The organism is Photobacterium damselae subsp. damselae, assembly GCF_038086725.1.
GTDB lineage: Bacteria > Pseudomonadota > Gammaproteobacteria > Enterobacterales > Vibrionaceae > Photobacterium > Photobacterium damselae.
Map to the genome: position 1 here is coordinate 414,000 of NZ_CP146970.1, position 24,091 is coordinate 438,090.

Annotated in this window: 24 protein-coding genes; 11 read left to right on the plus strand and 13 right to left on the minus strand. The window is 42.9% G+C overall.

Annotation, left to right across the window (positions count from 1 at the left end; genetic code table 11):
• Positions 1–71: 71 nt before the first annotated feature.
• The 3 genes from WAX86_RS02000 to fbp form a co-directional block, all read right to left on the minus strand.
• Positions 72–455, minus strand: a complete 384-nt coding sequence (locus tag WAX86_RS02000; RefSeq protein WP_237031164.1) for a rhodanese-like domain-containing protein — start codon at positions 453–455, stop codon at positions 72–74.
• On the minus strand, positions 452–982 hold the full coding sequence (gene ppa, locus WAX86_RS02005; protein ID WP_065170810.1) for an inorganic diphosphatase: 531 nt from the start codon (positions 980–982) through the stop codon (positions 452–454). Before ppa ends, WAX86_RS02000 begins: the two co-directional genes overlap by 4 nt.
• A 146-nt stretch (positions 983–1,128) precedes the next feature.
• Positions 1,129–2,139 carry a class 1 fructose-bisphosphatase gene (fbp, locus tag WAX86_RS02010; protein WP_044176934.1) on the minus strand — a complete coding sequence of 337 codons (1,011 nt, stop codon included), beginning with the start codon at positions 2,137–2,139 and terminating at the stop codon, positions 1,129–1,131.
• Between the two features lie 237 nt (positions 2,140–2,376).
• Between fbp and mpl the strand changes: the two genes are divergently transcribed.
• Both mpl and WAX86_RS02020 read left to right on the plus strand, forming a co-directional pair.
• The gene (gene mpl / locus WAX86_RS02015; RefSeq protein WP_069530618.1) at positions 2,377–3,732 is read left to right on the plus strand and encodes a UDP-N-acetylmuramate:L-alanyl-gamma-D-glutamyl-meso-diaminopimelate ligase; all 1,356 of its coding nucleotides are present in this window, start codon (positions 2,377–2,379) and stop codon (positions 3,730–3,732) included.
• A gap of 21 nt (positions 3,733–3,753) precedes the next feature.
• Entirely contained in the window at positions 3,754–4,374 is a 621-nt protein-coding gene (locus WAX86_RS02020; protein ID WP_341489028.1) for a flavin prenyltransferase UbiX, read from the plus strand.
• 93 nt (positions 4,375–4,467) lie between these two features.
• Here the strand turns inward: WAX86_RS02020 and WAX86_RS02025 are convergent, their stop codons facing one another.
• From WAX86_RS02025 to argR, 3 genes are all read right to left on the minus strand, one after another.
• The gene (locus tag WAX86_RS02025; protein WP_341489029.1) at positions 4,468–7,038 is read right to left on the minus strand and encodes a TRAP transporter permease; all 2,571 of its coding nucleotides are present in this window, start codon (positions 7,036–7,038) and stop codon (positions 4,468–4,470) included.
• 109 nt (positions 7,039–7,147) lie between these two features.
• Positions 7,148–8,119: a TAXI family TRAP transporter solute-binding subunit gene (locus WAX86_RS02030; protein ID WP_068945567.1), complete on the minus strand. Its 972-nt coding sequence runs from the start codon at positions 8,117–8,119 to the stop codon at positions 7,148–7,150.
• 181 nt (positions 8,120–8,300) lie between these two features.
• Positions 8,301–8,771, minus strand: a complete 471-nt coding sequence (gene argR / locus WAX86_RS02035; protein ID WP_005301489.1) for a transcriptional regulator ArgR — start codon at positions 8,769–8,771, stop codon at positions 8,301–8,303.
• A gap of 372 nt (positions 8,772–9,143) precedes the next feature.
• On the opposite strand from argR, the gene mdh reads away from it, so the two are divergent.
• Positions 9,144–10,082, plus strand: a complete 939-nt coding sequence (gene mdh / locus WAX86_RS02040) for a malate dehydrogenase (protein WP_065170806.1) — start codon at positions 9,144–9,146, stop codon at positions 10,080–10,082.
• Positions 10,083–10,173: 91 nt separating this feature from the next.
• Here mdh and WAX86_RS02045 read toward each other — a convergent pair whose 3' ends face one another.
• Both WAX86_RS02045 and ispB read right to left on the minus strand, forming a co-directional pair.
• A complete protein-coding gene (locus tag WAX86_RS02045; RefSeq protein WP_068968212.1) occupies positions 10,174–10,365 on the minus strand; it encodes a hypothetical protein in 192 nt (63 codons plus the stop codon).
• A gap of 100 nt (positions 10,366–10,465) precedes the next feature.
• Positions 10,466–11,437 carry an octaprenyl diphosphate synthase gene (gene ispB, locus WAX86_RS02050; protein ID WP_341489030.1) on the minus strand — a complete coding sequence of 324 codons (972 nt, stop codon included), beginning with the start codon at positions 11,435–11,437 and terminating at the stop codon, positions 10,466–10,468.
• 278 nt (positions 11,438–11,715) lie between these two features.
• Between ispB and rplU the strand changes: the two genes are divergently transcribed.
• From rplU to folA, 7 genes are all read left to right on the plus strand, one after another.
• Positions 11,716–12,027 (plus strand): 50S ribosomal protein L21, encoded by a 312-nt coding sequence (gene rplU / locus WAX86_RS02055; protein ID WP_005301462.1) that lies wholly within the window; start codon positions 11,716–11,718, stop codon positions 12,025–12,027.
• Between the two features lie 18 nt (positions 12,028–12,045).
• A complete protein-coding gene (rpmA, locus tag WAX86_RS02060; RefSeq protein WP_005301460.1) occupies positions 12,046–12,303 on the plus strand; it encodes a 50S ribosomal protein L27 in 258 nt (85 codons plus the stop codon).
• A 65-nt stretch (positions 12,304–12,368) separates the two neighbouring features.
• Complete coding sequence (locus tag WAX86_RS02065; protein WP_341489031.1) at positions 12,369–13,289, plus strand: DMT family transporter; 921 nt, start codon at positions 12,369–12,371, stop codon at positions 13,287–13,289.
• An 89-nt stretch (positions 13,290–13,378) separates the two neighbouring features.
• Entirely contained in the window at positions 13,379–14,554 is a 1,176-nt protein-coding gene (cgtA, locus tag WAX86_RS02070; RefSeq protein WP_005301454.1) for an Obg family GTPase CgtA, read from the plus strand.
• Positions 14,555–14,715: 161 nt separating this feature from the next.
• Entirely contained in the window at positions 14,716–15,504 is a 789-nt protein-coding gene (locus WAX86_RS02075; RefSeq protein ID WP_341489032.1) for a threonine/serine exporter family protein, read from the plus strand.
• A complete protein-coding gene (locus tag WAX86_RS02080) occupies positions 15,501–15,977 on the plus strand; it encodes a threonine/serine exporter family protein (RefSeq protein WP_044176911.1) in 477 nt (158 codons plus the stop codon). The genes WAX86_RS02075 and WAX86_RS02080 overlap by 4 nt, the downstream gene beginning before the upstream one ends.
• A 25-nt stretch (positions 15,978–16,002) precedes the next feature.
• Positions 16,003–16,485, plus strand: coding sequence for a type 3 dihydrofolate reductase (folA, locus tag WAX86_RS02085; RefSeq protein ID WP_341489033.1), 483 nt, complete (start codon positions 16,003–16,005; stop codon positions 16,483–16,485).
• Between the two features lie 106 nt (positions 16,486–16,591).
• On the opposite strand, the gene WAX86_RS02090 is transcribed toward folA, so the two are convergent.
• The 5 genes from WAX86_RS02090 to lptD form a co-directional block, all read right to left on the minus strand.
• The gene (locus WAX86_RS02090; protein WP_341489034.1) at positions 16,592–17,413 is read right to left on the minus strand and encodes a symmetrical bis(5'-nucleosyl)-tetraphosphatase; all 822 of its coding nucleotides are present in this window, start codon (positions 17,411–17,413) and stop codon (positions 16,592–16,594) included.
• Positions 17,414–17,538: 125 nt separating this feature from the next.
• Positions 17,539–18,351: a 16S rRNA (adenine(1518)-N(6)/adenine(1519)-N(6))-dimethyltransferase RsmA gene (gene rsmA, locus WAX86_RS02095; RefSeq protein WP_005301446.1), complete on the minus strand. Its 813-nt coding sequence runs from the start codon at positions 18,349–18,351 to the stop codon at positions 17,539–17,541.
• Complete coding sequence (gene pdxA / locus WAX86_RS02100) at positions 18,348–19,337, minus strand: 4-hydroxythreonine-4-phosphate dehydrogenase PdxA (protein WP_065170801.1); 990 nt, start codon at positions 19,335–19,337, stop codon at positions 18,348–18,350. Before pdxA ends, rsmA begins: the two co-directional genes overlap by 4 nt.
• Positions 19,330–20,634: a peptidylprolyl isomerase SurA gene (surA, locus tag WAX86_RS02105; RefSeq protein WP_106141561.1), complete on the minus strand. Its 1,305-nt coding sequence runs from the start codon at positions 20,632–20,634 to the stop codon at positions 19,330–19,332. The genes pdxA and surA overlap by 8 nt, the downstream gene beginning before the upstream one ends.
• A gap of 51 nt (positions 20,635–20,685) precedes the next feature.
• The gene (gene lptD, locus WAX86_RS02110) at positions 20,686–23,034 is read right to left on the minus strand and encodes an LPS assembly protein LptD (RefSeq protein WP_341489035.1); all 2,349 of its coding nucleotides are present in this window, start codon (positions 23,032–23,034) and stop codon (positions 20,686–20,688) included.
• A gap of 172 nt (positions 23,035–23,206) precedes the next feature.
• Between lptD and djlA the strand changes: the two genes are divergently transcribed.
• Positions 23,207–24,046 carry a co-chaperone DjlA gene (gene djlA, locus WAX86_RS02115; protein ID WP_065170798.1) on the plus strand — a complete coding sequence of 280 codons (840 nt, stop codon included), beginning with the start codon at positions 23,207–23,209 and terminating at the stop codon, positions 24,044–24,046.
• Positions 24,047–24,091 lie beyond the last annotated feature (45 nt).

Genomic DNA, 24,091 nt, shown 5'->3' on the forward strand with positions numbered 1-24,091 from the left:
AGAGCGTGTGGTGAAAAGCCAGACGCTCTTTTTTTATTTATTGAAACTAATTTTAACCTAATTTAAATCGCTTACGGTTTTGCTTGTAACAGTTGCTGATAGCTCATGCCATTAAAGGTGTTTGGATAACCTAAGGCATTAAGTTGTTGTTCGGCAATACGAGCTCGTTGGCCAGAACGGCAATAGAGTAGAATTGGACGATCTTTTTCTTTCACTTGAGCTTCAAGTTGAGCAATTTGATCAAAAGGAATATTCATAGCTGAAGGTAAATGCCCTTGCTTAAATTCAGCCGGAGAGCGCACATCAACAATGACTGCATTGGGTGTTTGCTCTAATTGCCAAAACTCAGCAGGGGTAACCTCTTTTGCGGATAAATTCTGGCTACTAAATAAGCCACAGAAAAGGATTCCCATTGTTTTTAAGTGGAAACTCGAGGTAATAGTTCTACGCATCATTTTTTCTCAGCGCGCTGAAAAGAGGTTTCAATTTCAGCTTTAGCGGCAGCGGCATCAGCCCAACCATCGACCTTAACCCACTTCCCAACTTCAAGCTCTTTGTAGCGTTCAAAAAACTGAGTAATTTGTGCTTTTAGTAGGGCTGGCAAGTCATCAATATCTTGAATGTGCTCATACTCTTTACTGACTTTATGATGAGGAACGGCAATGACTTTGGCATCTTCACCGGATTCATCTGTCATTTTAAGAACACCGACTGGGCGGCATCGTATTACAGATCCAGGTTGAAGTGGATATGGGGTTGGGACTAATACATCAACCGGATCGCCATCTAAAGATAAAGTATGATTGATATAGCCGTAATTACATGGATAAAACATCGGAGCAGACATAAATCGGTCAACAAATAGCGCTCCGCTGTCTTTATCGACTTCATACTTGATAGGATCGGCATTAGCTGGGATTTCAATAATGACGTAAATATCATCTGGCAGTGATAGTCCAGCTGGGACGTGGTTCAAACTCATTGGCTTTCCTTACTGTGAGTTAAAAAATTGTTACTACGAATTATAAACACAGTTGAACAAAATATCAGCACTCTTAACGGAGATACCCAAGTCACTCCAAACTTGGTTTGAAATTTCTTGGGTATCAATATGCGTGACTTTTTGTTTTATTCGCAATAGCGTTCTAGATAGTCTTCCACCTGTTTAACCATATTTTTAGAGCCAACAAAAAATGGTACACGTTGGTGAAGTTCTTGTGGTTTCAGATCTAATATACGATTGATACCATCTGATGCACATCCCCCCGCTTGTTCAACAATAAATGCCATCGGATTGCACTCATACAGTAATCGCAATTTGCCGTTAGGATGAGTCAAGGTGCTTGGGTAGAGATAAATCCCCCCTTTTAATAGGTTGCGATGAAAGTCTGCGACGAGAGAGCCGATATAGCGAGAGGTATAAGGGCGATTATGTTCGGGTTTATTCTCTTGGCAGAACTTAATGTACTGTTTAATGCCTTGCGGAAAACGGATGTAGTTACCTTCGTTAATGGAGTAAATGGTGCCATCAACTGGAATTTGCATATTTTCATGAGAGAGACAAAATACGCCCAAAGATGGGTCATAGGTAAAACCATGAACACCATTTCCTGTGGTATAGACCAACATAGTGGAAGAACCGTAGATGACATATCCTGCCGCAACTTGTTGATGACCTGGCTGAAGGAAGTCTTCTTGGGTTGGTGGGGTGCCAATAGGAGAGACTCGGCGGTAAATAGAGAAGATGGTGCCAACAGAGACATTAACATCAATATTAGATGAGCCATCTAACGGATCCATCAATACCACGTATTTCGCATTACGATTAAGCTCTTTGTTAAACGCAACTGCTTCATCTTCTTCTTCACTTGCAACACCACACACTTGATCTCGTGCTTCTAGTGCCGCTTTAAATTTGTCATTGGCATAGACATCGAGTTTTTGTTGCTGCTCTCCTTGTATATTTTCAGCACCCACGGCTCCTGTGATATCAACAAGACCGGCTTTATTGATTTCGCGGTTAACGATCTTTGCTGCTAGTTTAATTGAGCCTAGTAAGGAGGAGAGTTCACCGCTGGCGTGGGGAAAATCATTTTGTTTTTCAACAATGAATTCGCCAAGCGTTCGAATGTCAGACATAGATAATCCTTGCATCCTATTGTCATTAAGGGAGAAATCTCAGGTACAATAAGGATAGACTTTATTTTGATACACTGAGTTTTCACAGTTTGATGTTCTCGTATTTCCAGCCATGCTTTTACTGCATTATTGTTATCCGCTGGAGATATAACAAATTGTATGAAAAGATCTTTTTTATGGTAACGAAGTAACGCAAAAGCGTGAAAAATGCCAAGATTTGTGAGGGAGATAGCAGATATGCATATCCATATTTTAGGTATTTGCGGTACGTTTATGGGTGGCGCTGCCATTCTTGCTCGTCAACTCGGCCATAAGGTAACGGGCTGTGATGCGAATGTGTATCCACCGATGAGTACTTTATTGGAATCGCAAGGGATTGAGATTATTCAAGGCTACGATCCTAGTCAACTGGATCCAGCCCCCGATCTTGTTGTGATTGGTAATGCGATGAGCCGTGGCAACCCATGTGTTGAATACGTCCTAAATCATAATCTTCGCTACACTTCTGGCCCGCAGTGGCTACAAGAGTTTTTATTGCATGACCGCTGGGTGATGGCTGTTTCGGGTACGCACGGTAAAACAACAACAGCAAGTATGCTCGCGTGGATCTTAGAAGATTGTGGCTATAACCCAGGCTTTTTAGTCGGTGGCGTATTGGGGAACTTTGGTGTTTCGGCGCGTTTAGGCGAGAGTATGTTTTTTGTGGTCGAAGCGGATGAGTATGACAGTGCTTTCTTTGATAAGCGTTCTAAGTTTGTTCATTACCATCCTCGAACTCTGATCATGAATAACCTTGAGTTTGATCATGCTGATATTTTTGATGATCTCAAATCGATTCAGCGCCAATTTCACCATCTGGTACGAACGGTTCCGGGTAATGGCCGTATCCTTGCTCCTCATGGCGTTACCGCAATAGATGAAACGCTTGAAATGGGATGTTGGAGTGAGCTGGAATACATAGGTGGTGATGGCCATTGGCAGGCTGAAAAGCTTATGGCTGATGGCAGTCAATTTTCTGTTTTGCTTGATGGGGAAAAGGTTGGCGTAGTGAATTGGCCTTTGGTTGGCGATCACAATGTCAATAATGCTTTAATGGCGATAGCTGCTGCTCGACATGTTGGTGTGACCCCAGATCTTGCATGTGAAGCTTTGGGTAATTTTATTAACACTAAACGCCGCTTGGAATTAAAAGGCGAAGTGAATGGAGTGAAGGTCTATGACGATTTCGCCCATCATCCAACCGCTATTGAGTTAACGTTAGGTGGCCTTCGAGCTAAAGTAGGAGATGATGCTCGCATTCTGGCTGTGCTTGAGCCTCGTTCTAACACCATGAAGTTGGGTGTTCATAAAGATGATCTTGCACCATCGCTGCAGGCAGCAGATGAAGTCTTTTTGTTCCAGCCAAATAATATTCCATGGTCGGTTAGCGATATTGCTAATCAGTGTTCACAGCCTGCTTTTACAAATGATGATCTTGATGGTTTAGTGGCGGAGATCTGTGCTCATGCGAAAGAGGGCGATACTATCTTAGTAATGAGTAATGGCGGATTTGGTGGTATTCACGATAAGTTATTGGCTAAACTAGGACAATAGTCACGAAGCTAAGGATAAACCATGAGAGATAAGCGCATTACTTTAGCCTGGACCGGAGCCTCTGGTGCTCCTTATGGTCTACGGTTATTGCAATCACTGTTGGCCGCTGAGTTTGAAGTCTATTTATTGATCTCATCGGCTGCTCGCGTTGTGCTGGCAACCGAACATGGTTTAAAGCTGTCTGCCAATCCTGAAATTGCGAAATCTCAATTAGTGGAGCATCTCGCTTGTGAGGCTCATTTTCTTCATGTATGTGGTAAAGACGATTGGTTCTCGCCGGTCGCTTCCGGATCTGCCGCTCCCAAACAGATGGTAGTATGTCCATGTTCTGCTGGGAGTGTGGCTGCAATAGCTCATGGCATGTCTGACAATTTGTTAGAGCGTGCTGCGGATGTAGTACTAAAAGAGCGCGGGCAATTACTGCTGGTGGTACGAGAGACTCCATTTTCAACCTTACATCTTGAAAATATGCTTAAACTATCGCAAATGGGCGTCACAATAATGCCCGCCGCACCGGGGTTTTACCATCAGCCACAATCGATTGAGGATTTAATTGATTTTATAGTGGCAAGAATTCTCGATCACTTACAGATTGAGCAAAAGTTAGTACCTCGCTGGGGATATGATAATCGTCAATCCTAGTCTCTCATCCTAATAAAAAATGGCCTGTTATATTATCGATAACGGGCCATTTTTATATCAGTTAACAAATACTCTTACCCATATTATGGTGCTTTAAATAGTAAGAGCTCGACGTCGATGATTCCAAGCCAATAAACTTAGAATAAAGAGCACCGGAATAAATACCCACTCTTTCATTGGCCTTGGATTTGGTACACTTATCGATTGAATTTGCCAATCAAAATCAATTCCTACCGCTTCGGCCGGACTTGCAAAGTCGACCATATCAACCCAGATGGTGTTCTCTTCTTGGCGCAGATTTAATCCGGTCGATTGAATTCGTTGTTGCGCTGTTTCTGCTTTATCATCAAAGGGTAATAAGACATGTTTACTGACTTCTTTTCCTTCGAGATTGATACCTGTGACTTGCAGTTCTATTGGTGAGCCTATCGGTAGATTTGCAACGACTTGCTCAATATTTTTCCCGGGTAAAATGTGTTTTGCTGGATAGATTTGATCCCACCAAAATCCAGGCCTAAAAAGTGAAAAAGTAATCACCAGTAGGGCGATAACTTCCCACCATTTTGTTTTCGTTAACCACCACCCTTGAGTGGCGACTGAGAACGTGAGCATGGCTAAGATTGCAGAAATAACGGTAAGTAAAAGATGCCACCAAGAATCGATATTGAGCAATAACAGCTGAGTATTAAAGATAAACATAAATGGCAAAATCGCAGTACGGATATCATAGGTAAAGCCTTGGATACCGGTTTTTATTGGGTCTGATTTGGCAATTGCTGCTGCGGCAAAGGCGGCCAAACCAACCGGAGGGGTATCATCGGCTAAAATACCAAAATAGAACACAAACAGGTGCACTGCGATCAACGGAATGATCAAACCGTGTTGTGCTCCTAGGGTTACGATCACGGGAGCCATTAATGTTGAAACGACAATATAGTTAGCTGTTGTTGGCAGTCCCATACCTAAAATTAAACTGATCACCGCGGTAAATATCAACATTAATAAGATATTGCCACCAGAGATAAACTCAACAAAATCAGTCATAACTAGACCAATTCCCGTTAATGTCACTACGCCAACAATGATTCCTGCCGCCGCTGTGGCTACACCTATCCCTATCATATTGCGAGCCCCTGATATCAGGCTAGCAATGAGATCTTGGCTTCCTTGTGCGAATGCTTGAGAAAGAGTTTGTTCTTGAGTAAAGAGTGCCAATAGTGGTCTTTGCGTTAGTAAAATAAAGATCATAAAGACGGTTGCCCAAAACGCAGATAAGCCCGGAGAGAAGCGTTCAACCGTGAGACACCAAACTAAAACAACAATAGGCAATAAAAAGTAAAGCCCGGATTTTAGTGTTGGTAAAGGATCGGGGACATAGGTCAGCTCTTGGTTGGGATCTTCTAATAAATGATCTTGATAGCGGGCGGCCAGTTTGACGAGCAGCACATAAGCAATGAGTAAGGCGACGGTAATCATCGGGCTTGCTAAGACGCCAAATACTGTTTTTGTCCAGCCAATACCGTAGTAGACCGCGGCACTTAGTATGAGAAAGAGTAAAATAGTGAAAATAAAAGAGAGTAGCTTTTGAGCCATACTGGGCTGATGCTTGCGAGGTAACCCTGACATATTGGCTTTACAGGCTTCTAAGTGGACGATGTACAGCAGTGCGATATAGGAAATAGCAGCAGGTAAGATCGCCGCTTTAATCACTTCGACATAAGAAATACCAACATATTCCACCATTAAAAAAGCGGCTGCTCCCATAATAGGGGGAGTCAATTGACCGTTGGTTGAGGCTGCAACTTCGACAGCTCCTGCTTTGGTACCTGGAAAACCGACTCGTTTCATCAAGGGGATAGTAAAGGTTCCCGTTGTAACCACATTGGCAATCGATGAGCCAGAAACTAACCCTGAGAGGCCGGATGCGACAACAGCAGCCTTGGCGGGGCCCCCTTTCATATGCCCTAAGAGAGAGAACGCAAGTTTAATAAAATAGGCTCCAGCTCCCGCTTTTTCTAACATAGCTCCGAATAACACAAACAAGAAAACAAATGAGGTTGAGACTCCTAATGCGACGCCATAGACCCCTTCAGTGGTGAGCCAAAGGTGAGACATGGCTTTGTTTAAGCTTGCCCCTTTATGTGCAATGACATCGGGCATGTGAGGACCGGCAAAGGTATAAGTTAAAAAAATGGCTGCAACGACCATTAAAGGCGGGCCTAAAGCACGACGAGTGGCTTCAAGTAATAGGATCATCCCAGTGCAAGCGATATAGATATCAGGTGTTGTTGGCGCTCCAGATCGTTCTGCTAATTGTTGATAGAAAATAAATAGGTAGCATGCAGAAAAACTTCCTGCAAAAGCAAATAGCCAGTCGAGTAGTGGGATTTGATCTCGCGCTGAGTGCTTAAATGCAGGATAAGCCGTAAAGGCTAAGAACATGGCAAAGCTTAGATGGATTGCTCGGGCTTGAGTTTCATTAAAAATGCCGACATTAAAAATAAAGGGAAGAGGTGAGGCATACCAAAGTTGAAATAGAGACCAGCAAAGAGCAATAGAAAGTAATATTTTTCCCGCTAACCCAGATGGGGTACGGGCTCCAGTATCGGACTGAGCGACTAGGTCTTCAACATGTTGTGCTGTATGATTTTTCTCTGTCTTCATCAAAACATCCTTGTGATGGCAGCAGAAAGTAAGCCAATATCCTATGGCTTATAACAAGATCTACGAGATAAAAAGTAAGCGCACACTTTTAAGTATGCGCTTGGGCTTATTATTCTTTAGGAAGTAGTCCCGCTTCTTTGTAATAGCGAATTGCGCCTGGGTGTAGTGGAATAGAGATACCGTTTTTTACCATATCTTGAGGTTTTAAATGGGCAAAGGCTGGATGGAGTCGTTTGAATGTATCAAAATTTTCAAATACGGCTTTGGTTAAAGCATAAACTGCATCATCAGAGACGTCGGTGCTGGTCACAAGCGTTGCAGCCACACCAAAGCTTTCTACATCATCATTACCTTGGTACATATCGCCCGGAACTTCCGTTGCCGTATAATATGGATTATCAGCAATGATCTTTTCGATCGCCTCACCGGTAACTGGGATCAATTTTGCATTACACGATGTAGTGGCTTCTTTAATCGAACCATTTGGGTGACCAACCATGTAAATAAAGGCATCAATTTTATTGTCGCACAGGGCTTGCGAACGCTCAGAACCTTTTAGCTCAGAAGCTAATTTAAAATCCTTTTCAGTCCAGCCTAGGGCATCCATAACAACACCCATAGTGGCGCGATCTCCTGAGCCTGGATTACCTATATTGACCCGTTTCCCTTTAAGATCTGCAAGGGTTTTAATGCCAGAATCAGCACGAGCGATAATGTTAAAGGGTTCGGTATGGATGGAGAAAACTGCACGAAGTTTTGGATATGGGCCTTGTTCTTTAAACTTACTGCTACCGTTATAGCCATGATATTGCCAATCCGACTGAACCACTCCAAAGTCTAACTCACCACTGCGTAGAGTATTGATGTTATAGATAGATCCCCCCGTTGATTCAACAGAACAACGGATATTGTGATCTTTTCGATCTTTATTAACGAGTTTGCAGATTGCACCGCCTGTTGGGTAATAGACACCCGTTACTGAACCGGTACCTATGGTAATAAACTCTTGTGCACTGGCTTGACCGGCCAATAACAGGGTTGCAGCAATCGCGCTACTGGAGATAAGTGTTTTTAATGCCATTGTTGTCCCTTCCTATTATGGTTCGTTTCCATGTGAAATAGCGTATGAGATCGCAATTGATCTTATGGACAGAATAATAGCAAAAAAACCTTAAAAGTTAAAAAAAGGTTAATAAATTGAAAATAAGGAAGGGAGTAAAAGGAAGGGTAAAGGAGGAGTGGTTTCCTCCTCTACAAAGCAGTTAGTGTGCGTATTCAAATAGCTCACAAACAGAATCGTACAGTTCTTCTGTTGTTGTTGAATTTGTTGGAGTAATGAAAATCGTATCATCACCAGCAACAACACCAAGAATACCTTCCGCTTTGCCTAATGAGTCAAGCAAACGAGCGATAACTTGAGCCGCACCAGGACCGGTATGAATAACAACTAAAGCTGAGTTGTAGCCCACTTCCATCACAAGCTCTTTTAGCGGGCTTGTTGTTGTTGGAACACCAAGCTCAATAGGAAGGCAGTACACCATTTCCATTTTAGCGTTGCGTGTACGTACCGCACCAAACTTAGTTAGCATGCGCGATACTTTAGACTGGTTAATATTGTCAAATCCTTGAGCTTTTAACGCGTCGACAATTTCGCCCTGAGAGCTGAATTTTTCTTCTTTTAGAATAGCTTTAAAAGCACGAACTAGGCGTTCTTGTTTATCTGAATTTCGCATAAGTAATTCTTATATATCAGGATGAGATACCGTATTTTTGCATAGACTTCTAGCTGCAAGCAAACGAAGTTCATGCAAATTGGTATGTCTATCACCCTTATGATTAGGATTAGATACTAGGTGGTATAGACCAAAAGAGTGAAATAGTATAGTAAAATTTATGCAAAATATGCTTTCTAGCTATACCAAAACCATATAGGAAGTAGTGCTATTAAGTTGTTTATTTTCGCATTTTTATTCGGATTATGCGTGACTTCGCAAAGCTGATCGCTATAGATTGTATTTATTTAAGCCTTGCTATACCGTTTTTGTCAGTTGTTATATTTGATTTTTAGGTCTGAAAAAATACTTCTATCGGAAAGGAGAACGAATATGAAAGTGGCTGTTATTGGTGCTGCTGGTGGTATTGGACAAGCACTAGCTCTACTACTAAAAAATCGCCTACCAGCAGGTTCTGATCTTGCTTTATATGATATTGCACCAGTAACGCCTGGTGTGGCAGCAGATCTAAGCCATATCCCTACGCCAGTATCCATTAAAGGTTATGCTGGTGAGGATCCAACACCTGCATTAGAAGGTGCTGATGTGGTTCTTATTTCTGCAGGTGTTGCCCGTAAGCCGGGGATGGATCGTTCGGATCTATTTAATGTTAACGCAGGTATTGTTAAATCACTGGCTGAGAAAATTGCTGTGGTTTGTCCAAATGCTTGTGTTGGTATTATCACAAACCCTGTTAATACGACAGTTGCTATTGCTGCAGAAGTATTAAAGAAAGCAGGTGTGTACGATAAGCGTAAATTATTTGGTATTACAACACTGGATGTGATTCGTTCTGAAACGTTTGTTGCTGAACTAAAAGGTAAAGCACCATGTGATATCCGTGTACCTGTAATTGGTGGTCACTCTGGTGTAACTATTTTGCCTTTATTATCGCAAGTTGAAGGTGTTGAGTTTACTGAAGAAGAAGTGCAAGCACTGACACCTCGTATTCAAAATGCAGGCACCGAAGTTGTTGAAGCTAAAGCGGGCGGTGGTTCTGCAACGCTTTCTATGGGTCAAGCGGCTTGCCGTTTTGGTCTTGCTTTAGTGCGTGCTCTGCAAGGAGAGCAAGGTGTGGTTGAGTGTGCTTATGTTGAAGGCAATGGTGAGCATGCACGTTTCTTCGCACAACCAGTTCTACTTGGTAAAGACGGTATTGAAGAGGTGATGGACTACGGCACTTTAAGCGCGTTTGAACAACAAGCGCTAGAGAGCATGTTAGACACATTGCGTGGTGATATTGCTATTGGCGAAGAGTTCGCTGCGAAATAATTAACGCGCGATCCCATATACAGAAAGCCCCAACGAGAATGTCGTGGGGCTTTTTTCGTTAAGGGTATTACGTTGGTGGCAAAAGAGGATCTTAATAGTATTGATCGCATCCAGTATGTAATTGAGGTTGATCGTGTAAATCATCACAAGATAATTGAAAGGTTTGTTGATCATTGGGATTTTCAATGATCACTGAGTCAGAGAGATGATCAATAGCGACAACTTTGCCGATACCATGGGGAAACTCGATCCACATGCCGATCTTAATTTGATGAATATCCATTGTGGCCTCCTTTCTTTGAGTATAGAAGAGGATGCTTTGAGATAAAATAAAAGCCGATAGGTACCCATACCCATCGGCTTTACTGTATTGATTTATGTGATTACTTATTGCGCTGCACAGAAAGATGGGCTAGTGCGATAAGCGCTTGTTTGTGTGCGGACTCAGGTAAGATATCTAAAGCTGCGATTGCTTTATCAGCTTCTTGTTCAGCACGCTGTTGAGTATATTCTAGTGCTCCTGTTTCACGCATGCAGGCCAAGATCTCATCCAGTTTATCCATTCCGTTAGCTTGTTCGATGGCTTCTCGAATCATAGCGGCTTGTTGTGGATTACCGTGGCGCATAGCGTAAAGGAGAGGAAGAGTGGGTTTGCCTTCAGCCAGGTCATCACCAACATTCTTACCCATTTCTTTACCATTGGCGACGTAATCTAAAACATCATCGATCAACTGGAAGGCGGTACCTAAGTAACGACCATAGTCTTGAAATGCAGTTTCAACGTCAGGTGAAGCTTTTGCAATAATCGCTGCGACTTGTGTAGCTGCTTCAAATAGGCGAGCTGTTTTGGAGTAAATAACTTCCATATAGCTCTCTTCCGTCGTATCAGGATCGTTACAGTTCATTAATTGCTGTACTTCACCTTCGGCGATCACATTGGTAGCCGCACTCATGATATCGAGGATCTTCAAGGATCTTAGGCTCGTCATCATTTGGAAAGAGCGGGTATAAATGTAGTCACCGACAAGCACACTGGCGGCATTACCAAAAGCAGCATTGGCCGTTGCTTTTCCACGACGCATATCTGATTCATCGACAACATCATCGTGCAGCAAAGTTGCAGTATGAATAAACTCGATAAATGCTGCTGCTGTAGTGTGATCTTCACCTTGATAATCGAGTGCACGAGCAGCTAAAACTGCAAGCATTGGACGTAGGCGTTTACCTCCGCCACTTACAATGTAAAAACCGAGTTGGTTAATTAGGGCAACATCTGAGTTAAGTTGCGCTTGTATCTTTGCGTCTACAGCCGCCATGTCGTTGGCAGTGAGCGCTTGGATCGCTTTAAAATCCATTATACATCCAGCAAATTTGTTGGCCGCGATAGGCGGAAAGTTTTTTAATTAAGTTAGCTGATATTACACCAAAATGGACAAATTCTCATAACCCCTAGTTATTGTATTTTTAACTCTTTTTTCCGTGGGCGACTTTTCACCAATTTTCTTTACTGAATCTCTTGCCAGAAAGACGATTTTCACGTAACATCCGCACCCTATTGATGACAAGATTAAGCGCATACCCATTGCCCAAAAATTAAGTGGCGAATGGCCTATGCGGAAAAGCGGAGTAAGACATGTACGCTGTTTTCCAAAGTGGTGGTAAACAACACCGTGTTAGCGAAGGTCAAACCCTTCGTCTAGAAAAACTAGAAGCAGAAACTGGTTCAACTGTAGAATTCGATTCAGTTCTTCTAGTAGCTAACGGTGAAGAAGTAACAGTGGGTGCACCATTTGTTGCTGGCGGTAAAGTAACTGCTGAAGTTGTAACGCACGGTCGTGGCGATAAAGTTAAAATCGTTAAGTTCCGTCGTCGTAAGCATTCTCGTAAGCAAATGGGCCACCGTCAGTGGTTCACTGAAGTCAAAATTACTGGCATCAGCGCTTAATAATAGGAGAGTTTAAAGATGGCACACAAAAAAGCTGGCGGTTCTACACGTAACGGTCGTGATTCAGAAAGCAAACGTCTAGGTGTTAAGCGTTTCGGTGGCGAATCTGTTCTTGCAGGTAACATCATCGTTCGTCAACGTGGTACTAAATTCCACGCTGGCACAAACGTTGGCCTAGGTAAAGACCACACTCTATTCGCTCTATCTGACGGTAAAGTGAAGTTTGAAGTTAAAGGTCCTAAAAACCGTAAATTCGTATCAATCGAAGCTGAGTAATATCAGTCTCGACACGAGTTCTAAAGCCCTGCCATTTGGCGGGGCTTTTTATATTTGGAGGGTTTATGTCGGGTCCCGTTATTGGAGCATTATTAGCGTTAACAACAGCAGTGTTTTGGGGCGCATTGCCCATAGCGATGAAGCAAGCTGTTGAAGTTATGACACCGTTTACTATTGTCTGGTATCGCTTTATAACCGCGTTTATTGGCTTAGGTATTTGGTTATTATGGCGCAAGCAGTTACCCGCAAAATCATCCCTAAACTTCCCTCGTTTTGGTTTCCTTTTATTAGCCAGTTTAGGGTTGGCAGGCAACTTTGTTTTATTCAACAGTGCCTTACAATATCTGAGTCCTCCGGTTGTTCAGGTCATTATTCAGCTTGCTCCAGTGATACTATTATTAAGTAGTGTGTGGCTGTTTAAAGAAACTTTAGGTCGTCATCAAATCATTGGTGTGATCTGCTTATTTTCAGGCTTATTGTTATTTTTCAATGAGCGATTAGTTGAGCTATTTACCAGCTTATCAGGCTATACTCTTGGCGTGATACTGGCAGTGACAGCAGCTTTGGTATGGGTTGTATATGGCCTAACCCAGAAGCGCTTGTTACGAGATTTTAGCTCAGCGCAGATACTATTTATGGTATATGGCATTTGTGCGTTATTATTAACGCCCTTTGCTGAGCCAAAGCAGTTATTGCTGATGGACTCACGACAACTGGGCATGTTGATGTTCTGTTGTATTAATACGCTGGTTGGCTATGGTGCTTTTGCCGAAGCGCTAGCACGTTGGCAAGCAGCTCAGGTAAGTGCAGTGATTACACTTGCCCCTCTATTTACGATATTATTTGTAGACCTTGCTAGTTTGGTATGGCCAAAATTTGTTGCGCCAGTTGCTCTAAATAGCTGGGGTTATTTAGGTGCTATGGTTGTCGTCAGTGGTGCTATGTTCTGCGCTATTGGTCATAAGCTTATTCGACAGCAGAGATAGCAAAGGTCGATTACAATGGTTAATACGGTAGGATCTTTGAGGATCTAAGATCTTACTCGTACAGTAAACGCCCAAGTGCGGAGAATAAGATGAAATTTGTAGATGAAGCGGTAATTCGAGTTGACGCTGGTGACGGCGGTAACGGTGTAGTGAGTTTCCGTCGTGAAAAATATGTGCCAAAAGGTGGCCCTGATGGTGGCGATGGCGGTGACGGCGGTGACGTATATCTTGTTGCTGATGAGAACTTAAATACTTTGATCGATTACCGTTTCCAGCGTTTCTATGCTGCTGAGCGTGGTGAAAACGGCCGTGGCGGTAACTGTACTGGTAAGCGTGGTGAAGACATCATTCTATCAGTTCCTGTTGGTACTCGTGCGGTAGACGAAGAGACGGGTGAGGTGATCGCTGATCTTACTGAGCATGGTATGAAACTTATGGTTGCTAAGGGTGGTTTCCACGGTCTTGGTAATACTCGTTTTAAATCATCAGTAAACCGTGCTCCTCGTCAAAAGACTATGGGTACAAAGGGTGAGATTCGTCATCTTCGCCTTGAGCTTCTACTGCTTGCTGATGTGGGTATGCTTGGTTTACCAAACGCTGGTAAGTCTACGTTTATTCGCGCAGTATCGGCAGCGAAGCCTAAAGTTGCAGACTATCCATTTACCACATTAGTTCCAAGTTTAGGTGTGGTTCGTGCAGGCGCTGATCGTAGCTTCGTGGTTGCAGATATTCCAGGATTGATCGAAGGTGCCGCAGATGGTGCTGGCCTTGGTATTCGTTTCTTGAAGCACCTTGAGCGTTGTCGTGTATTACTACACATGATTGACCTGCTACCTGCTGACGGTTCTGATCCTGTGGAAAATACTTTCACAATCATCAATGAACTTGAGCAATACAGTGAAAAACTAACAGGTAAGCCTCGTTGGTTAGTATTTAACAAAGTTGATCTAATGCCTGAAGATGAAGCAAATGAAAAGATCCAAGAGATCTTAGATGCTTTGGCATGGGAAGATAAATACTACCGAATTTCAGCGCTTAACCGTTTAGGTACTCAAGAGCTGTGTTATGACTTAATGGAGTTCATTGAGCAACTTCCTCGTGAAATTGAGATCGAAGAAGAGAAGCAAGAGAAAGTCGAGTTCAAGTGGGATGATTACCATGCAGAACAAGTTAAGCGTCACCAGAAAGATGACGATGATGACGACGACGATTGGGAAGATTGGAATGAAGATGATTACGATGTTGAAATCATCTACAAGCCATAATCCAATATAAATTATGAAAACCGCTCCTTGTGAGCGGTTTTTTTGTGTCTAATCAAGCAGAATGTTGAAAAATTATTCGATAATATTTGCGCGTGCTCACATCATGATTAAGGTAATGTGAGTTTTATAATGATTTGGAACAAAAGGAGATTGCCCCAACTATGCCTGATCATGAGGGATGTTTGTCTGAGCCTGAGCAGCGAGAAATATCGCATCTTGCCGTTACTGCCGGACAAAAATTGCTGCAACACGGCGCGGAAAGTACTTTGATTGCCGATGTCACAAGACGGATAGGGTTGGCTCTAGGAGTCGATACCGTTGAGGTCTCGTTATCAGCCAGCTCCATGGTGATCACAACGCGCTATCAAGGACGCTGTATTACCACAACGAGACGTTGCCAAGATGGTGGCATAAATATGCAGGTTGTTACCGAAATTCAGCGGATCTGTATTCTGGCTGAGCGGGGACTGATTAGTGTTAAAGAAGTTCATCACCGTTTAGAGAATCTTAAAGCAACACGTTATAACCGCTATTTAGTGGTGTTTATGATCGGCCTTTCTTGCGCTTCATTTAGTCGTTTAGCAGGGGGCGATTGGCCTGTTTTTTGGTTAACGTTTTTCGCTTCAAGTATTGGAATGTTTGTTCGTCAAGAGATAGCACATTGCCAATTTAACCCTCTTATTAACTTTGGTATTACCGCTTTTGTCACCACGCTAATCTCAGGCTTTGGTCAGGTTTACCAAGTGGGGGATACGCCTTTTATTGCGATGGCATCATCAGTCTTAATGTTAGTACCTGGCTTTCCTTTGATTAATTCAATCGCTGATATGGTGAAAGGTTATGTCAATATGGGAATTGCTCGTTGGGCAATGGCGACGTTATTAACCTTATCCACTTGTATGGGAATCGTTGCTGCTATGAATGTACTCGATGTATGGGGATGGTTATGAGTGATATGCTGACACTATTGCTGGCGCTTGCCAATGATATGTTCTTTGCCATGATCCCGGCGGTTGGTTTTGCGTTGGTTTTTAATGTTCCTCCCAAAGCACTGAAATATTGTGCCATTGGTGGAGCTTTAGGGCATGGTTGTCGTTTTCTACTGATGCACTGGGGTGTTCCTATTGAGTGGGCAACGTTAGCAGCTGCAACCTTAGTTGGTATGATTGGCGTACATTGGTCTCATCGTTTTTTAGCTCACCCAAAAGTATTCACCGTTGCTGCGATGATCCCTATGGTTCCTGGTGTTTTTGCATTTAAAGCTATGATTGCTGTTGTTGAAATAAACCATAGAGGCTTCTCGCTTGAGTTATGGGGATTGATGGTTGAAAATGTATTAAAAGCCATCTTTATCATTGCGGCGTTAGCAATCGGTCTTGCGATGCCAGGGCTGTTATTTTACCGTCGTCGTCCAGTGGTATAACTCAAAAGTCATCATGAGAAAATATATGAAAATCAGTATGATTGCCGCCATGGCAAAAGACCGAGTGATCGGAAAAGATAATGCAATGCCTTGGCATCTTCCAGCTGACTTTGCGTGGTTTAAACAATCGACATTAGGTAAGCCGATCGTGATGGGACGAAAAACCTATCAATCTATTGGTCGTCCATTACCTGGGCGCTTAAACATTGTGATCAGTCGAGATCCTCAACTAATGATTGAGGGGGTAACGGTTGTTAACTCTCTTGAACAAGCGAAAATGGTTGCTGGAGAGGTAGAAGAGCTAATGATCATTGGTGGTGGATCGATTTATGAGCATTACTTGGCGCAGGCCGATTGCCTATATTTAACTTTTATTGAAGCTCAGCTTGAGGGTGATACTCGTTTCCCTGATTGGGGCGAAGGGTGGCTCAAAACCTATAGTGAACATTATACCGCTGATGAGAATAATGCTTATGATATGGAGTTTGTTATTTTACAGCGCTCTTAACTGTTTCTTGTACCGCTATTTTCTTAAATAAATATAGGCTTTACTTCTCTTACTAAGAAAAGTGAAGCCTATATTTCTATAACGATTATTATCGCAAAACAGCTAATTAGTGGCTGTAGATAGGGCAAGGAGTCGAGAAAAAAGCTTTGTCTTCCCAGCGCATCATAGTAAGACTATTACCCCATACACACCCAGTATCAAGCCCAATACAATGTTCATCTTGATGCCCCATCAGTGCAGCCCAGTGACCAAATAGAATGGTTTTCTCAATTGGCGTTAAGCGAGGAATGTCAAACCAAGGTTTAAGCTCGGTAACGGATTGAGAGTCAGGGCCTTCCTTACAAGCCATATCTAAGCGACCATCGGGGTAGCAAAAACGCATTCGAGTAAAGTTATTGATGGTAAAACGCAGCTGCTCTAGCTCAGTTAAATTATCTTGCCATAAGTTAGGACCGTCGCCATACATATTGGTCAATAGCCATAAATAACGATCTGATTGTAGAACCGATTCTACATGACGGGCTTGAGTACGAGCTTGCTCTAGCGACCACTGTGGTGTAATTCCAGCATGAACCATAACAAAATTATGCTGAGGATGTTCAGCTAAAATAGGCTGCATGCGAAGCCAGTTAAGCAGTTCTTCGCCATCTGATGCGGTAAAAATGTCGTGAATTTTATCTTTGGGTTTTGCTTTTGCTATTCCATTTGCAACCGCCAGAAGATGGAGGTCATGGTTACCTAAAACGATGGTTGCTGCGTTGCCAAGTGCTTTAACAAAACGTAATGTTTGTAATGATTTTGGCCCGCGAGCGACCAGATCTCCTGCTAACCATAGCTCATCTGTATTTGCATCAAACTGAACTTGCAGCAGCAGTTTTTCTAAATCATCAAAACAACCCTGGATATCTCCAACGATATAAGTTGCCATTAAACACTCACTTATCTGATTGTGCCTCTGAAGGTGTGGGGCAAAGAGGTGGATACGATGTTTATTTGATAAAAAAATCCCCTTTGCTCAAAAAGCGAAAGGGGATGATATTAGCTCAGTTGCAATTACTCGGCTTGGTAATTTGCATCAAGCCAGTTAGCAAGCGCCACAAATTTTTCGACTGAAATATTTTCGGGACGATCGCTTGGGTTAACCCCTAATGCTTCGATCTGCTCTGCGGTCATAAGAGCTTTAAAGCAGTTACGAACGGTTTTACGACGCTGGTTAAAGCCTTCACGACAGACACGATCCAACCATTTTAGGTTGGTACATGGGAAAGGCAGTGTCTCATACGGTGTTAGACGTACAACGGCAGAATCTACTTTAGGTGCTGGTACGAAAGATTCAGGTGGAACTTCCAGTACTGGCATGACTTTACAGTAGTATTGTGCCATTACCGTTAAACGACCATATGCTTTGCAACCTGGACCTGCCGCTAGACGGTTTACCACTTCTTTTTGCAGCATAAAGTGCATATCCTGAACATCTTTATGATAAGTGAACAGGTGGAACATCAGTGGGGTTGAAATGTTGTACGGCAGGTTACCAAATATGCGTAGCTTAGCATCTTCACGAATCAGCTTTGTGAAGTCAAAGCGCATTGCATCGCCTTCATTGATGGTAAGCTTTGGACCCAGATCTGGATGATTGCGTAGACGCTCTGCAAGATCTCGGTCTAGTTCGATAACATTAAAGTGATCAACTAGTTTACCTACTTCTTCGGTGATCGCGCCAAGGCCTGGACCGATTTCAACTAGGTTTTGACCTGATCTTGGATTAATCGCCGATACGATACCGTCGATAATAAAAGGGTCGGTTAAGAAGTTCTGACCAAAGCGCTTACGGGCGCGGTGGCCTAAATGGACATCGTTGCTCATGCTTGTTTTTCTACCAGTTCTACGGCATGAGTAAGCGCCGTCCAAAGGCTGCCTATCTCTGCCTGTCCAGTACCTGCGAGTTCCAGTGCGGTACCATGATCTACTGAGGTTCGAATGAAGGGTAGTCCTAACGTGATGTTAACGGACTTACCAAAGCCCTTAAATTTGAGCACTGGTAACCCTTGGTCGTGATACATAGCTAATACTGTATCTGCCTCAGCCAAATATTTAGGTTGGAAAATTGTATCAGCAGGTAAAGGCCCTACTAAATGGATATTTTCCTCGCGAAGTCGATTGAGCGTTGGAGTAATCACATCGATTTCTTCATGGCCTAAACAACCGTCTTCGCCTGCATGCGGATTGAGTCCACATACATAGATTTTGGGAGCAGTAAGACCAAATTTTGTAACAAGATCTTGATGCAATATACGAATAACTTGCTCGAGTCGCTGTGGTGTAATGGCTTTTGCAACACAAGAAAGAGGTATGTGAGTTGTCACTAACGCAACTCGTAACCCTTCGGTTGCTAACATCATAACAACTTGCGCTGTATTAGATTGCTCTGCAAAAAATTCAGTATGTCCGCTAAATGCAACACCGGCTCGGTTAATAACACCTTTATGTACCGGTCCTGTCACGATTGCCGAAAACTCACCACTTAAGCAGCCCTGGGCCGCCCTGGCTAGTGTGTTCAGTACATAGTGACCATTGGCTTCATTTAACTGGCCTGCACAGACAGCCTCTTGTGTATCTATTTGAGCGACGACAAGTGTCCCTGCTCGATGAGGTTCTGCTGGTCGGGTTTGATCATAGCGGATGATCTCAACTTGAATTCCCAATTGAACCGCACGTTCTACCATAACCTGCGCGTCAGCACAAATAACAAGTTGGTGCGGCCAGTTGTGTTGGCTTAGAGCCAGAACTAAATCTGGCCCAATCCCTGCCGGTTCTCCAGGGGTTATCGCAATGCGTTTAACCTTATCCATTATTTCCTGTATTTGTTAAATTATCGATATAAGCACTAGCTCGCAGCTCTTGCAGCCAAGTTTGTGCTTCTTCGTTAAACTTACGGTTGAAGAGAATGCGATAAGCTCGATTTTTCAATGCTGCATCGGTACGGTCAACATTGCGGCGACCTTCTACTTCAACAATGTGCCAGCCGTGTACCGTTTTAAATGGTTGACTGATTGTATCTACTGGTAAAGTTTCTACTTTATCTTTAAATGCTGGAACATATAAATCTGGTGTCTGCCAACCTAATTCACCACCATTAGCAGCAGAGCCTGGGTCTTGGCTGATCGCTTTTGCCGCTTGAGCAAACGTCTCTTTACCTGACAAAATCTTTTGACGAACTTGCTCTAACTCTTGTTTTGCACCGGCATCACTTAGAATCACAGATGGCTTAAGCAAAATGTGGCGAGCTTTCACTTCCATAACAGAAACGGTTTGTAGGCCTTTCACATCGTTAATTTTTAAGATGTGGTAACCAACACCGCTACGGAATGGACCAATAATTGCGCCTTTACCATTGTTTTTGATTTGATCGGCAAAGATAGTTGGCATTTCTTCTTTACTCATCCAACCCCATTCACCACCTTTTAGGGCTTTAGGACCTTTAGAGTAGGTGTAAGCCAATTTGGCAAAATCAGCACCATCATTAAGATCTTTTACTAATTTATCCGCTTCTTCTTTAGCGGCATCACGCTCTGCTTTGGAAGCATTTTCATCAACACGGATTTGAATTTGGCTGATGTTGTATTCAGTATTTTGCTGAGTCTGCTGGCCAAGTTGCTGAGCCAGATTTTCAACTTCCTGCGGTAAGATATTGATACGACGACGAACAATTGCGGTACGTGCTTCGCTTGCCATTAGATCTCGTCGAATTTGATCACGAAAATCAGCAAATGAAATACCATATTGAGCTAATTGCTGGCGTAGCTGATCGATCGACATATTGCGTTCTTTGGCAATTTGGCCAATCGCTTGCTCTAGTTGGCTATCGTCAATACGAATACCCATCTGCTTTGCCTGCTGAACCTGTAGCGTCTCCATGATCAACTGATCCATAACCTGTTGGCGCAGAATATTTTCTGGTGGTAATGGTTGATCGTGACCGGCTGCATTTAGATGTACCGTTTTTAGCATGTTGCTTACGTCACTTTGTAAAATCACACTGTCATTTACGGTAGTAACAATTTTATTCAGCTCTTGTGGCGCAGCAAATGAGCTTGCTGAGGCACCCATAATGGCTAAAGCTAATAGGGAAGACTTCCACTTTTTCATGTCAATTCCATCAAAATGAGAATAGCGGTCATCACAACCGCTATTTAAATATTAATTATTTAGTGAGAACGAGTTACCGTAAGACAGTGCATTACCATCATCGGTCGAGCCAAAAGGTTTAACGCCTTGTAAGCCCAGCAAGCTGAAGGAAATGCTGACGTTACTATCGTATTCGGTAAAGTCATTACCTAACGAATTCTTCGCGTAACGGTTATAGTTCAATCCAATCATCCAACATGCAGAGCGATAGGTTACACCCACTTGGCTTTCTATCATCTTATTGACATTAAGATCTTGGAAATAATCCGCCTTAACGTAAATATTGTCGTAAAGTGGGAAGCCAGTCGATAAACCAATCTGTGAAATACCGTCATTATCTTTATTTGGGTTCTTCACATATTTATCAAGATATGTATTTGAAACATAACGGTAGTTAGGCTGGATATACATACCATTAGCTCGATATTCAATAGCACCACTAGCCATTTGGATATCATTATCACTGGCATCGTATTGCATTGAGCTCTTCAAGAATAAACTGTCTGCAAGGTTAAACTCAGTTTCTAATGCTGTTGCAGAGTAACTCTGCGCATCCTGATTACCTTCTGCTGTCGGTTTATTGATATAGAAGATTTGACCTAATGATAGAGTAAATCGTTCCTTATAATTACTGTCAAAATAGCGAGTCGAAGCACCAACAGTGACTTGGTTTGCTGGAGCTATGTAGTCAATACCGCTGTAGGTACGGTCACTAAACAAACCATAATAGTCTTGTTGTAAACGCGTGGAGTCGTAGCCACCGCCACTGTAGTCAAATGGGTTGTAGATATCTTTTTGGTCGACATCTTTGATGTATAAGTACTGAATTTGTGGCTCTAAACTCTGAACGTAATCTTCTCCTAGGATGGAGGTGTTGCGTTCAAAATATAGCCCGCTATGGATACGAAATTCAGGAATAGTACGGTCGACAGATTCTTTTAAGTCATTTAGACCTGAGTTACGAGCATCTTGGTTATAATGGGTATACATCAGTTTAGCTTCTGATGTTACTGTCCACCAAGGCGTTGCATAAGGCAGAACAAGGCTCGGCGCAATATAAAAACGATCGGCAGTCGGTTTGGCTTTAGAGTCGTTATCAAAGCGGCTCACGCTAGAATTAACTTTAAACTCTAAGTTGTATGGCAGATCTTGTTGGTAATAATTGAGATCGAACTGAGGCATCAATCGGTATTGATTGCCTTGACCATCAGCGGTTAACGGCTGGAAGTCTCGTACTCGTAAGGTGGAATCCCAATTGGTATCACGATAAGAGATATCGGCTGTTTGCAACAGGTTGTTATCTTCTCGGTTACCGATATCAGAATCAAGATCAGAGAAATATTGGAAGTCACTGGCTTTACTGTAATCAATATCAAACAACCAATGCTGATTGTAGATACCTTTATGTTCCCAGTTAAATGCCCAGCGAGCACCTTTATCTTTATACAGTTTATCGCTGTTAAGATATTCGCCTTTTAAGCTACCTTGCCCTAGTTCGGTTAGATAGCGGAATTGAGAATCAAGTTGTAGCCCTCGATTACTCATATATTTAGGTGTTAAGGTCAGGTCGTAGTTAGGTGCAATATTCCAGTAGAATGGCGTTTCTAGCTCAAAACCATCACGAGAACCGTAGCCAATTGATGGGTATAAGAAACCAGTTAAACGCTGATCAGTAACGGGTACACGTAAATACGGTAAATAAAAGACCGGTACATCGAGTACTTCAAATCGAGCATTGTAAAGATCGGCAAATGGCGATTCGCCATCACGTTCTAAAGATGAAGCAGAAAAACGCCAGCTTTTATCTTTGGCTGGGCAGGTGGTATAGGTACCATCTTTCATCTTATAGAACTGGGTGCCATCTACATTGGTCTTGATGATCTGTGTCGCATCGCCACGACCTGGTTGGCAGGTCATATTATAGATGGCATCATCCATTTCTGAATTTTGGGTATCAAGATTACTGGTGATACGTTTAGCATCAACCTCGATACCACCATCATGGAGATACACATCACCTGTTGCTGTCACAACATTTTCAGGTTGCTTTAATGAGGCCTGATCCGCAACAATTGTGCGAGTGCCTTGCTTAACAATGACATCACCCTTATAGGTGATCTTTTTCTCATTAATGGCTTCGGCACTATCAGCTGTGATTTTAACTGGTAGGTTATTGGTGTCTTCTTGGCGATCTTGCGGCGCAATACAAACTCCGCGAACCACTTTTGGTTCATCAGCCTGAGCGACAGTATGTTCATCTTTTACTTTGTCACTTGGCGCTGAGAGTTCATTCGCCATTGCTGGTCCGTATAGGGCCAGACTGATCATGGTGGCAAGCAAGCTGCGGGAGGTTAATGACATTAATTAAACATTCCTGTATCAGAGTCGTTGCGCGTAAAATTGGTGGCGCTTTTTACAAGCATTCCCGATAAATGACAGCTATCATAAAGCAAATTCAACTCGACGGCATCCTTTCTCGCCAAAGAGTCGGGTAAACATTGAATAAATTTAGCAAATTACCAGAGAGTATAGAATGCAAACAGCAGGTATTTGGGGAAAAATCATCGGCGCATTGCTCGGTTTGGCCGTATTTAAACTCCCTGGACTTTTTATTGGCCTTTTTATTGGTCATCAATTTGATAAAGCCTACGCCCGTCAGATGGGGAGTTTCGCTGGGTTTGGTGATCGTATGTCAAATGCGGATCGACAGGCCGCTTTTTTTGATGCGTGCTTCTCAGTTATGGGACACTTGGCAAAATCTAAAGGCCGAGTGACTGAACAAGAGATTCGGGTGGCTAGTGCTATTATGGATCGTATGGGACTACAAGGTGAAGCTCGCCGCCGTGCCCAAGATGCTTTTCGCCAAGGTAAAAATGAGCAATTTCCACTGGAAGAAACACTATTAAAAGTACGCCAAGCGCGACGTGCGGATCTTTCCCGCTTTTTCCTTGAACTACAAATTGCTGCAGCTTTTGCTGATGGTTCGATTCACCCGAATGAGCGTCAAATGCTGCATGTTATTGCGCGTCACTTGGGCTTTTCTGAAGCGCAGCTAGAGCAAACATTGCGTATGCAAGAAGCGGCATTTCGTTTTCAACAAGGTGGCTTTAACCAGCAGTATCAAAATGCTGGTGGCTTTCAACAAGCCCCAACTCGCGATCAACTAGCCGATGCATACAATGTATTGGGTGTTGATGAAAGTGCATCTGCACAAGAGGTGAAGCGAGCTTATCGTAAACTGATGAGTGAGCACCATCCCGATAAACTGGCAGCAAAAGGTTTACCTCCTGAGATGATGGAGATCGCTAAGCAAAAAGCACAAGAGTTGCAAGCGGCTTATGATTTAATCCGTAAAGAGAAAGGCTTTAAATAAAGCATCTTAAAATAAAAGCGAGTCAGATTTTGGTCGACTAAGACT

What these genes read in the sequence shown, in the direction of transcription:
- WAX86_RS02000 (WP_237031164.1), bottom strand. Translation starts at nt 455, where the DNA reads ATGATGCGTAGAACTATTACCTCGAGTTTCCACTTAAAAACAATGGGA.
- ppa (WP_065170810.1), bottom strand. Translation starts at nt 982, where the DNA reads ATGAGTTTGAACCACGTCCCAGCTGGACTATCACTGCCAGATGATATT.
- fbp (WP_044176934.1), bottom strand. Translation starts at nt 2,139, where the DNA reads ATGTCTGACATTCGAACGCTTGGCGAATTCATTGTTGAAAAACAAAAT.
- mpl (WP_069530618.1), top strand. Translation starts at nt 2,377, where the DNA reads ATGCATATCCATATTTTAGGTATTTGCGGTACGTTTATGGGTGGCGCT.
- WAX86_RS02020 (WP_341489028.1), top strand. Translation starts at nt 3,754, where the DNA reads ATGAGAGATAAGCGCATTACTTTAGCCTGGACCGGAGCCTCTGGTGCT.
- WAX86_RS02025 (WP_341489029.1), bottom strand. Translation starts at nt 7,038, where the DNA reads ATGAAGACAGAGAAAAATCATACAGCACAACATGTTGAAGACCTAGTC.
- WAX86_RS02030 (WP_068945567.1), bottom strand. Translation starts at nt 8,119, where the DNA reads ATGGCATTAAAAACACTTATCTCCAGTAGCGCGATTGCTGCAACCCTG.
- argR (WP_005301489.1), bottom strand. Translation starts at nt 8,771, where the DNA reads ATGCGAAATTCAGATAAACAAGAACGCCTAGTTCGTGCTTTTAAAGCT.
- mdh (WP_065170806.1), top strand. Translation starts at nt 9,144, where the DNA reads ATGAAAGTGGCTGTTATTGGTGCTGCTGGTGGTATTGGACAAGCACTA.
- WAX86_RS02045 (WP_068968212.1), bottom strand. Translation starts at nt 10,365, where the DNA reads ATGGATATTCATCAAATTAAGATCGGCATGTGGATCGAGTTTCCCCAT.
- ispB (WP_341489030.1), bottom strand. Translation starts at nt 11,437, where the DNA reads ATGGATTTTAAAGCGATCCAAGCGCTCACTGCCAACGACATGGCGGCT.
- rplU (WP_005301462.1), top strand. Translation starts at nt 11,716, where the DNA reads ATGTACGCTGTTTTCCAAAGTGGTGGTAAACAACACCGTGTTAGCGAA.
- rpmA (WP_005301460.1), top strand. Translation starts at nt 12,046, where the DNA reads ATGGCACACAAAAAAGCTGGCGGTTCTACACGTAACGGTCGTGATTCA.
- WAX86_RS02065 (WP_341489031.1), top strand. Translation starts at nt 12,369, where the DNA reads ATGTCGGGTCCCGTTATTGGAGCATTATTAGCGTTAACAACAGCAGTG.
- cgtA (WP_005301454.1), top strand. Translation starts at nt 13,379, where the DNA reads ATGAAATTTGTAGATGAAGCGGTAATTCGAGTTGACGCTGGTGACGGC.
- WAX86_RS02075 (WP_341489032.1), top strand. Translation starts at nt 14,716, where the DNA reads ATGCCTGATCATGAGGGATGTTTGTCTGAGCCTGAGCAGCGAGAAATA.
- WAX86_RS02080 (WP_044176911.1), top strand. Translation starts at nt 15,501, where the DNA reads ATGAGTGATATGCTGACACTATTGCTGGCGCTTGCCAATGATATGTTC.
- folA (WP_341489033.1), top strand. Translation starts at nt 16,003, where the DNA reads ATGAAAATCAGTATGATTGCCGCCATGGCAAAAGACCGAGTGATCGGA.
- WAX86_RS02090 (WP_341489034.1), bottom strand. Translation starts at nt 17,413, where the DNA reads ATGGCAACTTATATCGTTGGAGATATCCAGGGTTGTTTTGATGATTTA.
- rsmA (WP_005301446.1), bottom strand. Translation starts at nt 18,351, where the DNA reads ATGAGCAACGATGTCCATTTAGGCCACCGCGCCCGTAAGCGCTTTGGT.
- pdxA (WP_065170801.1), bottom strand. Translation starts at nt 19,337, where the DNA reads ATGGATAAGGTTAAACGCATTGCGATAACCCCTGGAGAACCGGCAGGG.
- surA (WP_106141561.1), bottom strand. Translation starts at nt 20,634, where the DNA reads ATGAAAAAGTGGAAGTCTTCCCTATTAGCTTTAGCCATTATGGGTGCC.
- lptD (WP_341489035.1), bottom strand. Translation starts at nt 23,034, where the DNA reads ATGTCATTAACCTCCCGCAGCTTGCTTGCCACCATGATCAGTCTGGCC.
- djlA (WP_065170798.1), top strand. Translation starts at nt 23,207, where the DNA reads ATGCAAACAGCAGGTATTTGGGGAAAAATCATCGGCGCATTGCTCGGT.